Source organism: Mycobacteroides chelonae CCUG 47445 (genome assembly GCF_001632805.1).
Classification (GTDB): domain Bacteria; phylum Actinomycetota; class Actinomycetes; order Mycobacteriales; family Mycobacteriaceae; genus Mycobacterium; species Mycobacterium chelonae.
The window spans coordinates 3,538,312-3,551,491 of sequence record NZ_CP007220.1 but is presented as its reverse complement, the minus strand read 5'-3'; the positions used below and the strand labels follow the sequence as shown (position 1 = coordinate 3,551,491).

At 64.0% G+C, this 13,180-nt stretch carries 14 protein-coding genes; 8 read left to right on the top strand and 6 right to left on the bottom strand.

Going from position 1 to position 13,180, the window contains the following annotated elements:
* Positions 1 to 2: 2 nt before the first annotated feature.
* The 3 genes from BB28_RS17400 to BB28_RS17390 all read right to left on the bottom strand — a co-directional run bounded on the left by BB28_RS17400 (position 3) and on the right by BB28_RS17390 (position 3,983).
* Positions 3 to 1,352, bottom strand: coding sequence for an FAD-dependent oxidoreductase (locus tag BB28_RS17400; RefSeq protein WP_046254404.1), 1,350 nt, complete (start codon positions 1,350 to 1,352; stop codon positions 3 to 5).
* A gap of 147 nt (positions 1,353 to 1,499) precedes the next feature.
* A complete protein-coding gene (locus tag BB28_RS17395; RefSeq protein ID WP_046254403.1) occupies positions 1,500 to 3,239 on the bottom strand; it encodes an acyl-CoA dehydrogenase family protein in 1,740 nt (579 codons plus the stop codon).
* A gap of 78 nt (positions 3,240 to 3,317) precedes the next feature.
* The gene (locus BB28_RS17390) at positions 3,318 to 3,983 is read right to left on the bottom strand and encodes an SDR family oxidoreductase (RefSeq protein WP_046254402.1); all 666 of its coding nucleotides are present in this window, start codon (positions 3,981 to 3,983) and stop codon (positions 3,318 to 3,320) included.
* Positions 3,984 to 4,095: 112 nt separating this feature from the next.
* Here BB28_RS17390 and BB28_RS17385 point away from each other — a divergent pair, with 112 nt between their 5' ends.
* The 3 genes from BB28_RS17385 to BB28_RS17375 are packed head-to-tail and all read left to right on the top strand — an operon-like array spanning position 4,096 to position 7,163.
* Entirely contained in the window at positions 4,096 to 4,986 is an 891-nt protein-coding gene (locus BB28_RS17385) for an IclR family transcriptional regulator (protein ID WP_046255939.1), read from the top strand.
* A 49-nt stretch (positions 4,987 to 5,035) separates the two neighbouring features.
* Positions 5,036 to 6,139 carry a peptide chain release factor 2 gene (prfB, locus tag BB28_RS17380; RefSeq protein WP_030096989.1) on the top strand — a complete coding sequence of 368 codons (1,104 nt, stop codon included), beginning with the start codon at positions 5,036 to 5,038 and terminating at the stop codon, positions 6,137 to 6,139.
* Positions 6,132 to 7,163, top strand: a complete 1,032-nt coding sequence (locus tag BB28_RS17375; protein WP_046254401.1) for a mechanosensitive ion channel family protein — start codon at positions 6,132 to 6,134, stop codon at positions 7,161 to 7,163. The genes prfB and BB28_RS17375 overlap by 8 nt, the downstream gene beginning before the upstream one ends.
* On the opposite strand, the gene BB28_RS25270 is transcribed toward BB28_RS17375, so the two are convergent.
* A complete protein-coding gene (locus BB28_RS25270) occupies positions 7,156 to 7,641 on the bottom strand; it encodes a hypothetical protein (RefSeq protein ID WP_064393529.1) in 486 nt (161 codons plus the stop codon). The genes BB28_RS17375 and BB28_RS25270 overlap by 8 nt on opposite strands.
* Before the next feature lie 29 nt (positions 7,642 to 7,670).
* On the opposite strand from BB28_RS25270, the gene ftsE reads away from it, so the two are divergent.
* Genes ftsE through smpB form a run of 3 tightly spaced genes read left to right on the top strand, consistent with a single transcriptional unit; the run spans position 7,671 to position 9,764 of the window.
* The gene (gene ftsE, locus BB28_RS17365; protein WP_046254400.1) at positions 7,671 to 8,360 is read left to right on the top strand and encodes a cell division ATP-binding protein FtsE; all 690 of its coding nucleotides are present in this window, start codon (positions 7,671 to 7,673) and stop codon (positions 8,358 to 8,360) included.
* A gap of 12 nt (positions 8,361 to 8,372) precedes the next feature.
* The gene (gene ftsX / locus BB28_RS17360; protein WP_046254399.1) at positions 8,373 to 9,275 is read left to right on the top strand and encodes a permease-like cell division protein FtsX; all 903 of its coding nucleotides are present in this window, start codon (positions 8,373 to 8,375) and stop codon (positions 9,273 to 9,275) included.
* Positions 9,276 to 9,284: 9 nt separating this feature from the next.
* Complete coding sequence (gene smpB / locus BB28_RS17355) at positions 9,285 to 9,764, top strand: SsrA-binding protein SmpB (RefSeq protein ID WP_030096994.1); 480 nt, start codon at positions 9,285 to 9,287, stop codon at positions 9,762 to 9,764.
* 10 nt (positions 9,765 to 9,774) lie between these two features.
* Here smpB and BB28_RS17350 read toward each other — a convergent pair whose 3' ends face one another.
* Positions 9,775 to 10,239: a DUF2834 domain-containing protein gene (locus BB28_RS17350; RefSeq protein ID WP_046254398.1), complete on the bottom strand. Its 465-nt coding sequence runs from the start codon at positions 10,237 to 10,239 to the stop codon at positions 9,775 to 9,777.
* An 81-nt stretch (positions 10,240 to 10,320) separates the two neighbouring features.
* Between BB28_RS17350 and BB28_RS17345 the strand changes: the two genes are divergently transcribed.
* The gene (locus tag BB28_RS17345; RefSeq protein ID WP_046254397.1) at positions 10,321 to 10,926 is read left to right on the top strand and encodes a TetR/AcrR family transcriptional regulator; all 606 of its coding nucleotides are present in this window, start codon (positions 10,321 to 10,323) and stop codon (positions 10,924 to 10,926) included.
* Positions 10,927 to 10,978: 52 nt separating this feature from the next.
* On the top strand, positions 10,979 to 12,541 hold the full coding sequence (locus BB28_RS17340) for a phytoene desaturase family protein (protein WP_046254396.1): 1,563 nt from the start codon (positions 10,979 to 10,981) through the stop codon (positions 12,539 to 12,541).
* Here the strand turns inward: BB28_RS17340 and BB28_RS17335 are convergent.
* Positions 12,538 to 13,107, bottom strand: a complete 570-nt coding sequence (locus BB28_RS17335; protein ID WP_046254395.1) for a hypothetical protein — start codon at positions 13,105 to 13,107, stop codon at positions 12,538 to 12,540. The two genes, BB28_RS17340 and BB28_RS17335, sit on opposite strands and share 4 nt — an antisense overlap.
* Positions 13,108 to 13,180 lie beyond the last annotated feature (73 nt).

The following is a 13,180-nucleotide window of genomic DNA, read 5'->3' as shown; positions in this document are numbered from 1 at the left end:
TGTCATGGCTCGCCGTGTCGTCCGGTTGCGGCGAGCAGATCGGGCACCGTCTCGAGCTTCACCCGGGGGCGGCCCTGTGGCTCGCCGGTTGCGCGTTCATGCGAATCGATGGTCAGCCAATCGGACTGGGACACGATGTGTGGCTCGTGACCCAAAAGCCATTCCTCCAGGGCGGCGGTATCGGGTGCGGCGCCCAGGTCGGCGGTCGTCAGATCCGCGAGCAGAGTGTCGACTGTCTCCTGCGAGTCACTCTTGTTGGTTCCGATGACGCCGACCGGACCACGTTTGATCCAGCCGACTACATACTCGTTCTCGCGGCCCTCGATGCGTCCCGCGTTGTTGAGGATGACCCCGCGCCGGGAATCGAAGGGCAACCCCGGCACCGGAACTCCGCGATACCCGATGGCGCGCACCACCAAATGGGTTGGTAGCGTCTCGCGTTCACCCGTGTCGTGAGCCGCGACGTACCCGTCTTCATCTACTAATTCGTTGTGGCCCACAGTGATTGATTCCACCTCGGCCTCGCCGTGCAGCTCGATGGGGGAGGTGCGAAACCGGAACACCACTCTGCGATGGCCTTCGGTGCGCGGCCGCTCCGAGAATTTGCGCAAGGTGTCGATGTTGGTGCGAGTGGGCTTGGGTGCGGCCGCCAACTGTTCATCGGTGATGTCGGCCAGGTCGTCGGGGTCCACCACGACGTCGACACCGGGCAGATCGCCCATCTCGCGCAGCTCCAGCGGGGTGAAGGTGGCCTGCAGCGGTCCGCGCCGGCCGATGATCACAACCTCGCGGATCGCGTTGTGGTCCAACGAATCCAGGGCGCGATCGGCGATGTCCGTGGTGTGCAGCGTCTCCGGATCCATGCCCAGAATGCGTGCGACGTCCAGCGCCACGTTGCCATTGCCGACGACCACCGCGCGTGCGCCCGACAGGTCGACCGACACCTTCTGGTACGTGGGATTGGCGTTGTACCAACCCACCACGTCGACGGCGGCGATGCAGCCCGGCAGTTGATCACCCGGGATGCCCAGGGGCTTGTCGGACTGGGCTCCCACCGCGTAGATCACCGCGTCGTAGCGCGACGCCAACTCCTCGGCGGTGATCTGTTCTCCCACTTCGATATTGCCGAAGAACCGGAAGCGCGGGTGCGTTGCCGTCTTCTCGAATACCGCGCTGACCGACTTGATCTTGGGGTGATCCGGTGCAACCCCGGACCGAACCAAACCCCAAGGGGTGGGCAGCATTTCGAGCATGTCGACATGCACGTCGAAATCGGGGTGTTTGAGCAGCGATCCGGCGGCAAAGAAGCCCGAGGGCCCCGCACCGACGATGGCGACGTGAACGGCGCGCACCCTCGTCCATCCTTATCTGCCCGCCAGGGGGCAGCGGCTGTCGTCGGCTATGGGCTGGCCGACAGGGGGCTGGCCGCGGTCCTGTGCGGACGGGTTACCCCACCGATGCTAGCGACGGTTACGAGGGTGCGCGGGTAGACCTGCGGACTAGGCCCGCATTTCGTACACGCCGGACAGCGCCTCGACCCGGTTCCAAATCGCGTCGAAGCGTTCGGAATTGAATACGGGTTCTGAAATCACGTCCTTGGCCCACTGCCGTTGGGTTGCGGTGGCCTCGCGCTTGCCGATCAGATCGACCGCGTACTGCGAGAAATCCCGGTTGAGGATCTCGAAGATCTGGTCGATGAGCTGCTCGTCGGCACCTCGCAGCTTGGCCTGCTCCAGGATCAGACCGCCGTAGACCACCAGGGTGAACAGCTCGCCGATGCTGAGCTGCAGATCCAGTCCGGCGCTCTTGATGGCGTCCTTCTCCGCGGCCACCAAGGTGGCCAGCGCCTCGGCGCGCTCGGTGAAGGCCGCGACATTCGGAATGCCGGCGTTCTCCGCGAACGGCTTGCGCCAATCGTGGAACTGGACCTTGCCCAGACCGCTGGCCGGCCCCTGGTTGAACAGGAACTCGTCGTCGCGGGCTTCCAGCTGCACTCCGGGGACTGCGAGGTCCTGGGAATGGTGCAGGTAGGCGGGCATGAACTTGAGGATCAGTGCCAGGTTGACGGCCACCGTGCCCTCGAGCTTGGGCAGGCCGGCCACGTCGATGCGTGCCGCGGTGGTGTAGGTCTCGGCCTCGAATGCCTTGGCCGACATGACATCCCCCAGCAACGCCAGCACCTTCTCGGCCTCGGTGGTGGCCTTCATCTTGGTGACCGGGTTGAACAGCAGGTAGCGCCGATCCTCGGGGCTGGCGGTGCGGAAGTAATCCACGGCGCGCTCGCTGAACAGCTTCATGCCCATCAACCGGGCGTAGGCGTCGACGAACTCGCGGCGCACATGGTCGAACTTGGTAACCGGGCTGCCGTACAGAATGCGGTTGTGTGCGTGGGTGACCGACTCGTACAGGGCGTGAGTCGACAGGCCGATGCCGCCGAAGCACAGGTTGAACTTGCCGATGTTGACGGTGTTGAGTGCGGCGCTGAAGGCGTCGGCGCCGACGTGCAGGATGTCGTCCTCGCTGACCGGGTACTCGTCGAGTTCGAACTCGGCGACGTACATCTGCGACGGCACGACGTTCTTGATCACCGTGTAGTTGGGGTGCTCGCTGTCGGCGAGGAAGAAGACGTACTGGTCCAGTCCGTCGCGGCCCTCGACCCGGCCGAACACCGACACGATGCGGGCGCAGTTGCCATTGCCGATGTAGTACTTGCGGCCCGATGCCTTGTATCCGCCGCCCTCGACGGGAGTGAGCACCAGGTCGGTGGAGTAGATATCGGCGCCGTGGGCCTGCTCGGACAGGCCGAAGGCCGCGACGGCCCCATCGTCGAGCAGATCGGCAGCGCGCTTGCGCGGGTCGGTGTTGGTGCTCTGCCACACCGGCCCGAGCCCGAGCACGGTCACCTGCCACGGGTACCAGTAGTTCAGGCCGTAGAAGCCGAGGATCTCCGACAGCTTGGCCACCCGGGCGGTGTCCCAGCGCTTGTCGGCGTTCCCGGCGCCATCGGCGGCCGGGGTGAGGAAGGTTGCGAACAGCTTCTCGCTCGCCGCGAAGTCCAGGAAGTCCTGGTAGAAGACCTTATCGACATAGTCTTTGAGCAGGCGCGTCTTGCCGCGATTCTCGAACCAGTCGACAGTGGCCTTCAGGAGTCGGCGTGTTTCGCCGTCGAATTCGGCGAAGTCGTCCTGGGTGGGGTGAAGCAGCTCGGTCTTGGGGGCGATGTTCGTATCCTGACTCACGGTCAGGAACTTACCAGTGCGTCAGTTTGGATAGGGAGGGACGGCGATTTGAACAGCGCGTGCACAACCGTCGGTGGGTCAGTTGGCGTCACGCGCCGTGCGACGGTCCACCCGATCACGTTCGTGGGTGCAGTGCCGGTGGCGCCGTCGTCCTAGCCGGGCCAGCGCCATCAGCGCGAGGTCGTCGGCATCCATCGCGGGGCGGTGTGGCACGTAATCATCGAGCAGGGCCACCTCGACGCCCTGCTTGTCCAGGTCATCGCGAATGCCCGCGGTAAACGTCGAGTCGGCGCTGCGGGGTTGAGTGTGGTGTGAAATCCTTTGTGTTGCTAGCGATCTCACCATGATGACGCCGCCGCGGCCGCGATCGGCGATGCGGTGGCCAAATCGATGGGTGAGGTAGAGCGTGCGCATTCGGTTCAGTACGGGTTCGCCGAAGCGGCTGCTGCCGCTGTCTTCGTCGGTGATGCATACCAGCAGGCCCACGTCGATATCGTCGGTCGCCGCGGCGAGCTCGCCGGTGAAGACGTCGGGCGATGCGGTGCGCACGCTCACGCCCGAGGTCACGGCCAGTGTGTAGGCATCGGCCCGTCCGCCGTGCGCCGCGAGCACCACGTTGATGCCGTTCGCGGCGATATGGCGCGCGAATGCGGTCGCCGTTTCGGTCTCTCCGGCCGCGATAACGGCCCATGGCCCGTACCGTGATCTTGGTAGCGCGGCCAGCTGCCGCCCGAAGGAGTACATGTCGTTCGAGTCCCCCGGGTAGCTAAGTAGTTGAGTACTGTATTTCTTGTTGAAATTCGATATATCAAATTCGACGGAATGATAACAGCCGAATAGTCGGATCGGGGTGGAAATGACGAAGTCCGCACCCGCGGTCGTGCGCGCAACGCAGGTTCTCGATTACCTGGCGGCGCGGCCCGTTCAGCCGCTGTCGATGACGGAGATCGCGGAGGCTGTGGGCGTCAACCCGGCATCGACGCTCGCGATACTTCAGGCGCTCACCGAGGCCGGATACATCGTTCGCCATCCCCGCCACAAGACATATTCGATCGGTCCCTCCTTACTGATCACCGGTCATGCCGCCCGGACGCGATTTGAGATCGCCGACGTCGTGGACGCCGAGGTGAAACAACTCGCCACCGCTTTCGGCACGGCGTGTACGGGTTCGATGATCGCGGGGGAGGACGTCGCGGTGATCGCGTCGTACGGTCGCTCACCCAGCGGTGGCAGCTACCAGGTGGGGCAACGCATTCGGCTCAGCGCGCCGGCGGGCCTGGTGTTCATGGCATGGGCGCCCGATGCGGATGTGCGGCAATGGCTGCTTCGCGCTACTCCGGTGATTACCGACGAGCTCTGGGACGGGATGCAGGCCATGCTGGCCGACATTCGCACGCAAGGATATTTCGCGTCCGTGCACAGTGATCGTGTCGACAAGTTCTACATGCAGTTCGGCGAGGCGGCCCGCCACGGCAGCGTCGGCGAGAAGCGCGACATCATCCAGTCGATGCTCGCCGCTCTGTTGGCCCGCATGGGCGAGCCGATCGACTTCAGTGAGCCACGTCGGATCGGGTTTCTGGGGGCGCCTGTGTTCAACGCCGAGGGAGAGGTCGCCGTGATGCTCAGCGTGCTGGGAACACGCGACAGTCTCACCGAAGCCGAGGTCATCGACGCGGGCAATCGTCTGCGCTACAGCGCCGATCACATCACGTCTATCACCCATGGCAGGCAGGGCGCCAGCACCTAGACATCGGGTCGGAATATTGCGCTCCGTCAGCCCGGTAGCCTGAACAGTTGTGGATCTGGACTGCCAAGCCGACATCGCTGACCTCGACACGACCCTCACCACGGTGGAGCGGGTGCTCGACGTCGACGGCCTGCGTGCCCGGATCAAGACACTCGAAGAAGCCGCCGCCGACCCCAACCTGTGGGATGACCAGGCGCGCGCACAGCAGGTGACGAGCCAGCTCTCGCACGCACAAGGTGAGCTGCGGCGTGTGGAAGCACTGCGGCAACGTCTCGATGATCTGCCGGTGCTCTACGAACTCGCCGAGGAAGGCGATGACCCCTCGGTGGTGGCAGAGGCCGACGCCGACCGCGCCAAACTGCGCGAGGACATCGAAGCCATGGAGGTCCGGACGCTGTTGTCGGGCGAGTACGACGAGCGTGAGGCCGTGGTCACCATCCGGTCCGGCGCAGGTGGTGTGGACGCCGCGGACTGGGCCGAAATGCTCATGCGCATGTACATCCGCTGGGCCGAGGCGCACAAGTATCCCGTCGAGGTTTTCGATACCTCCTACGCCGAAGAGGCTGGTATCAAGAGCGCGACCTTCGCCGTCCATGCGCCCTTCGCCTACGGCACGCTGTCGGTCGAGCAGGGCACGCACCGGTTGGTGCGCATCAGTCCGTTCGACAATCAGAGTCGGCGGCAGACCTCGTTCGCCGATGTCGAGGTGCTGCCGGTGGTGGAGACGACCGACCACATCGACATTCCCGAAGGCGATCTGCGCGTCGATGTGTACCGATCGAGCGGCCCGGGTGGTCAGTCGGTGAACACCACCGACTCGGCGGTGCGCTTGACTCACATCCCGACGGGGATCGTCGTCACCTGCCAGAACGAGAAGTCGCAGCTGCAGAACAAGGTCGCGGCGATGCGCGTGCTGCAGGCCAGGCTGCTGGAGCGTAAGCGGCAGGAGGAGCGTGCCGAGATGGATGCGCTCAAGGGTGATGGCGGCAGTTCATGGGGCACTCAGATGCGTTCCTACGTGCTGCAGCCGTATCAGATGGTCAAGGACCTCCGTACCGAGTACGAGGTAGGTAATCCCGCGGCGGTACTGGACGGCGACATCGACGGATTCATCGAGGCGGGAATTCGGTGGCGCAATAGGCGCGATGACTAGCGCCACCGAGTTCAACGCGGCGAGCCTTCGCCTCCACGAGCGCTGGAACACCCTGTGGTCCAGCGAGGTTGGTCGCTGGCTGCTCGACAGTGGTCTGCAGATCGTCATCGCTGTCCTGGGCGCGATGATCCTCGTGCGCTTCATCAACTGGGGTGCGCACAAGATCACCCGCCGGCTGGACCGTTCGTTCACCCAGAGCGATGCGCTGGTGCGCTCCGAGGCCAGTAAGCACCGCCAGGCACTCGCCTCCGTCGTCTCCTGGATCGTCGTGGTGCTGGTCGTTGTCGTCACCACCGTGCACGTCGTCGGGGTGCTGGGCATTTCGATAGGCGGGCTCGCAGGTCCCGCCGCGGTACTCGGCGGCGCGCTCGGTTTCGGCGCCCAGCGCGTCGTCCAGGACCTATTGAGCGGGTTCTTCCTCATCACCGAAAAGCAGTACGGCTTCGGTGATCTGGTGGAGCTCTACGTGCAGGGACAGACCACCGAATCCCGCGGGACCGTCGAGGAGGTCACCCTGCGGGTGACCAAGTTGCGTTCCAGTGAGGGCGAGGTCATCACCATTCCGAACGGGTTGATCGTCAAGGCGGTCAACTTGTCCAAGGACTGGGCCCGCGCGGTCGTCGATATCCCGGTGCCCACGAGCGTGGACCTGGCCCGGGTCAACGATGTGTTGTACGACGTCTGCCAGCAGGCGCTGGTGGACCGTGATCTGTCGCAGCTGCTGCTCGACGCCCCGTCGCTGATGGGTGTGGAGAGCATCGAGGTGGACCGGGTCAACGTGCGCATGGTGGCGCGGTCGCTGCCCGGTAAGCAGTTCGAGGTGGGACGACGGCTGCGTGCCAAGGTCATCGCGGCGCTGGCCAAGGCGGGCGTGGCGTTGGTGGGGGACAGTCGCCCGGTGGTGCGCACCATGTCGTCGTCGAGCTCCGGCGAGCTCAAACGCGACACCAAGCGCGAGGAGGGCCGCGACGAGGGCGTCGACACCAAACCCCAACCGATCGTGAAGGACGAGGATCTCAAATGAGTGAACCTCGCCAGGAACCGTTCTGGGAAAAGCTCCTGTCTTCGGCAGCCAAGATCCGGGCAAAGGTCAGGATCCGCACCTCGACCGCCGTGCTCATTCTTGCGTTCGTCTCGGCGAGCTGGCTGTACGAGATCAACAAGCCGGAGCCGGCGCCTCCGCAGCCGCCGCCGGGATACACCTGGGTGCCCAAGCCCAGTGTCACCACGACCACGCCGCGACCGGTGCCCAGCACCACGAGGCGTCCGACGACCACGACGGCGCCCACCACGACCACGACGACGGAGCCCACCAACACCATCGTCACGACATTTCCGACGCTGACACCGAGCGGAACGCCGCCGACACCCCCGACGACAACTCCACCTCCGGCGCCCGGATGGTTACCCCCCTGGCTGGTCCCGCCGCAGCTTCCGCCACCGCCGGGTGCACCTCCCGCGACGCCTCCGAGTCCCGCGCCGTAGTGCGCCCTCACGGTCATCACGGGTTTCCCGGCTAGACTGGCGTGCCGTGATCAGCCTCGACAAGGTAACCAAGCTCTACAAATCGTCGGCTCGGCCCGCGTTGGACAACGTGAGCCTCGAGATCGACAAGGGTGAGTTTGTGTTCCTCATCGGACCTTCGGGTTCGGGCAAGTCGACATTCATGCGCCTGCTGCTGGGCGAGGAGCTGCCCACCAAGGGCGAAATCCAGGTTTCCAAGTTCCACGTCAACAAGCTGCGCGGCCGCGAAATCCCGCACCTTCGGCAGACGATTGGCTGTGTTTTCCAGGACTTCCGGCTGCTTCAGCAGAAGACGGTGTACGAGAACGTGGCCTTCGCGCTTGAGGTGATCGGCAAGCAGACCGACATCATCAACCGCATCGTGCCCGAGGTGCTCGAGATGGTGAACCTGACCGGTAAGGCCAGCCGGCTGCCCTCGGAGTTGTCCGGTGGCGAGCAGCAGCGCGTCGGTATCGCGCGCGCGTTCGTCAACCGTCCGCTGGTGCTGCTGGCCGACGAGCCGACCGGAAACCTGGACCCCGAGACCAGTGAGGACATCATGGCGCTGTTGGAGCGGATCAACCGCACCGGCACCACCGTGTTGATGGCGACACATGACCATCACATCGTCGACTCGATGCGTCAACGCGTCATCGAGTTAGAGCTCGGCAAGCTGATCCGCGACGAGCAGCGCGGTGTCTACGGGGTAGATAGGTAAGTGGAATAGAACATGCGTTTTGGATTCCTGTTCAACGAGGTCCTCACCGGCCTGCGTCGCAATGTGACCATGACGGTGGCGATGATCATCACCACCGCGATCGCGATCGGGTTGTTCGGCGGTGGTCTGCTGGTGATATCGCTGGCCAAGAACTCTAAGGCCATCTACCTGGACCGCGTGGAGACGCAGATCTTCCTCACCGAGGACCTGTCGGCCAGCGACACGGACTGCAGCAGTGATATCTGCAAGGGCCTGCGCGACGAGATCGAGAAGCGGTCCGATATCAAGTCGGTGCGTTTCGTGAACCGTGAGGACGCATACGCGGACGCCGAGAAGCGGCTGCCGCAGTTCCGGGACCTGATGAAGGACGTGAGCAAGGACGCGTTCCCGGCCTCGTTCATCGTCAAGCTCAAGAACCCGGAGGCGCACGCAGATTTCGATGAGTCATTCGTCGGCAAGCCCGGCGTGAAGGGCGTGCTCAACCAGAAGGATCTGATCGACCGCTTGTTCGCGGTCCTGAACAGCCTGCGTGATGCGGCGTTCATGATCGCGCTGATTCAGGCTGTCGGTGCGGTTCTGTTGATCGCCAACATGGTTCAGGTTGCCGCGTACACCCGGCGCACCGAGGTGGGCATCATGCGGCTGGTGGGTGCCACCCGTTGGTACACGCAACTGCCGTTCCTGTTGGAGGCGGTGATCGCGGCGCTTGCCGGTGTGGCGCTGGCGGTGATCGGTCTGATCGTGGCCCGGGTGACCATCCTCAACGGCGCGTTGGAACAGTTCATTCAGGCCAACCTGATCGCCCCGATCACCTATGGAGATGTGTTCCTCGCATCGATTCAGATGGCGGCGCTGGGCATTCTGCTGGCCGGCGTGACCGCCTACGTGACCTTGCGTCTGTACGTGCGTAGATAGGTCCTGGCGATGAGCAAGAAACCGACCGACGGGCGCCAGATCATCGCGTCCAATCGCAAGGCGCGGCACAACTATTCGATCCTCGACGTCTATGAGGCCGGGGTGCAGCTGGTGGGTACCGAGGTCAAGACCCTTCGTGAGGGTAAGGCGTCTCTGGTAGACGCCTTCGCCACCATCGATGACGGCGAGGTCTGGCTGCGCGCGTTGCATATCCCGCAGTACGACCACGGAACCTGGACGAACCACGCACCGCTGCGGAACCGGAAGCTGTTGCTGCACAGAGCGCAGATTGATCAGCTGGTCGGCAAGGTCCGCGATGGCAACCTGACGCTGGTGCCGTTGTCGCTGTACTTCCTGGACGGCAAGGTCAAGGTGGAGTTGGCGTTGGCGCGCGGTAAGCAGGCGCACGACAAGCGCCAGGACCTAGCCAAGCGGGACGCCACCCGCGAGATCACCCGCGAATTGGGACGGCGCGCCAAAGGCATGTAACCCGAACGGGTTACGCGGCCACCGCCAAGGCCTTCTCGTGTCTGCGCTGGCGCTCGACGGTGACCAGGTAAAAGGCCCATGCGAACGCGAAACTCGTGAAGAGGCTCGATACGAAGTAAAGCCATGGGCGCCGGATGCCGCGGCGGTACCCGTCGATGATCGTCATCAGCGGCAGCAGAATGACATTGCCGATCGTGTAGTCCTGGCTGGCCGAGCCTGCCGCGGGATTGACGAACATCAGCTTGATGTAGTCGATCCAGCCGGTGATGGGGTTGGACACGTGGTATTCGGCGACGTACCGGATGTTGAAGTACCAGCCCAGTGCGATCGAGGCGATGCCGACGGCGTAGTACACGATTTCGAGCAGCGATAACGCGGAACCCGTTGCGGTCCGGGCGAATATCGGTCGATTCGAGGCGACGATGAGCGCGATGACGGCGATTCCGAGGATCGCGTGCACGATGAGCGACACCATGTCCGGAGCCTGACAGCGTCCTGAAGTTTTGTCAATAGTGACATAACTTGTCTGGGGTGATCCTTGCGGTACCTTTCGAGCATGGTCAGACCGGCCCAGACCGTGCGCAGTGAGCGGACGCGTGCCGCCCTTCGGCAGGCGGCGATCGTGCGCTTTCTCGGTCAGGGCGTGGAGGACACCTCGGTAGAGCAGATCGCCGCGGATGCCGGAGTCTCGCTGCGCACCTTCTACCGCCACTTCGAGTCCAAGCATGACCTGCTCTTCCCGGACTACGACCTCGGTTTGGAATGGTTTCGCAGCGCGCTGGACGCCAGGATTCCCGGCGAGCCCATCCTGGAATCGGTGGAGTCGGCGATCTTCAGTGCGCCTTATGACGTCGACGCGGTGGTCAAGATCGCGACGCTGCGTAACCAGGAGCTCGACCGCGCGCGCATCGTGCGGCACATCCGGCAGGTTGAGGCCGAGTTCGCTGAGGTGATCGAGGAGCATCTTGTTCGCGATGGTAATGGCGACGCCAATCCCGATGTGCGCCTGCGCAATACCGTGACGGCGCGCAGCATTGCGGCGGCAGTCTTCGGCGCCATGGATGCATGGATGCTGGGCGAGAATCGCTCGCCTGAGGAGCTTGCACGGCTCAGTCATACCGCGCTGGACTTCCTGAAGGCGGGACTCGGCGACGCATCCTGAAACTAAGTTTTGTCACTATTGACAAAACTTAGGGGCCATGTCAGCGTGAGGCATGGCGGACTTCGAGGCGATCGTGATCGGGGCGGGGCACAACGGACTTACCGCAGCGGCGAAGCTGCAGCAGTCGGGGCTGCACACCCTGTGCCTCGACGCGAAGTTGTACGCCGGCGGTATGGCCTCGACGGTTGAGCTGTTTGACGGCTACCGATTCGAGATCGCCGGATCCGTCCAGTTTCCGACATCTGCCGTCTTGAGTCGCGATCTCGGGCTCGACACGTTGCCGACCGTCGACCTCGATGTTGTGTCCGTGGCACTCAGGGGGATTGGCGATGAGCCGCTCGTCTACTACAGCGATCCGATGAAGCTGTTGACCCATCTCAACGAGGTGCACGGAGCCGAGGCGGTCAACGGCATGGCGGGGATCATGGCGTGGAGCCAGGCGCCCACGAGGGCATTGGGGCGATTTGAGGTGGGGCAGCCGCCGAAAACATTCGATGAGATGTACGCCTGTGCAACAAATGAATTCGAGCGGGCGAGCATCAACGACATGCTTTTCGGATCGGTCACCGATGTGTTGGACCGCTATTTCCCCGACAAGGAGAAACACGGCGTGCTGCGCGGAATGCTGGCGTTCCTGGCGCTCAACATGACCTACCGCGGTCCGGAAACTCCGGGCAGTGCCGCCGCATTGGCCTTCGGGTTGGCGATGCCGGATGCGACCGCGTTGCAGATGAAAAAGCTCCGCGGCGGGATCGGTGCGTTGACATCGCACCTGCATGAGCTTTTCGTCCGGTATGGCGGTGAAGTGCGCCTGCGCAGCAAGGTGACCCAAATCCTGACATCTGACGGTCGGGTGAGCGGCGTCGGTTTGGAAGATGGCTCGACAATTACCGCGCCGGTCGTAATTTCTTCCGTCGCACCGGATATCACCGTGACAGAGATGTTGGACTCCTCGGTTGTTCCACCCGATCAGCGTGACCGGTTCGCGCGGGTTGATCACCGCGGCAGCTACCTGCAAATGCACTTCGCTCTCGACGCGCTGCCGGAGTTCGCCGCGCCGTATCAAGCCCTGAACGTTCCGGAGATGCAATCAACGGTCGGGATGTACAGCACACCCGAGGAGCTGCAGGCGCAGTGGGAAGACTGTCGACGGGGTGTCGTGCCCGCCGATCCCGCGGTGGTGTTCCAGATTCCGTCCCTGCATGACCCGCAGCTGGCGCCCGAGGGTAAGCACGCGGCCTCGGCGTTCGCGTTGTGGTTCCCCGTGGAGACGGGGCACGCCCGATACGGCGAGATGAAGGTGGAGATGAGGGAGCGGGTGATGGACAAGATCTCCCGGCTGGCACCCAATTTCAAGGACACGGTGCTGCGGCACACCACCTTCACACCCCGTCACATGGGCACCATGTTCGGGGCGCCGGGCGGCGACTACTGCTTCGGGCTGGTGCACGCGGACCAGATCGGCGTCAACAGACCGGGGCCACGCGGATACCGGGGTGATCCCTTACCCGTCGAAGGCCTGTATCTCGGGAGCGCGGGATGTCATGGAGGACCGGCGATTTCCTTCATCCCCGGATACAACGCCGCGCTGGAAGTGTTAGCAGACGCGCGCTAGAAGGCTCGGCTGCCCGCGGGGGAGAGCACGAATCCGTGTGGGCCGTCACCGGTGAAATTGTTGGGCAGTAGGCAGATCGTCTCGCGCTGCTCGCTCACGCCGCAGGTGATCACCTTGTCGGTTCCCTTGAGTCCGTAGGTGATCTTCTGGCCAGAGGTCAGCGGCCGATAGGCGCTGGGGTCCACGGGTGCCGGTCCGGCCGGGGATGCGTCGGGCCGCGCGACGATCTCCTGCTGGCCCAGGTCGGCCATGTGGGTCAGGCTCGCGGTCGGAGTATTGAGCGACACCGCGGCGACGTTCTCGTCACCCGCGACGCCGGGAAGCTTGCCCCAGCAGGTGCCGTCGACTCCGGTGGCGCGGGAGTTCGAGGTGATGCGGCAGCGCAGGCCATCGGGGGTGAGGAACTGCACACCCGTGGTGGCGTACGCCGAATACGTCTCAAAGGCAGTGGGCTCGACCGCCGTGTAGCCGTCAAGGCTGGGTACTGACGGCTCGGCGGACGCCTGAGCAGCGAATACGGTTGCACCCGCCGCAATGGCGGCATAGGTACTCAGCAGCATGCGCATGGCGATGACTCCCCAGGTTTGGCGATTTCCCGCACGTTACCGTGGCGTGGACGGGTAATTCGGTGGCTTCATG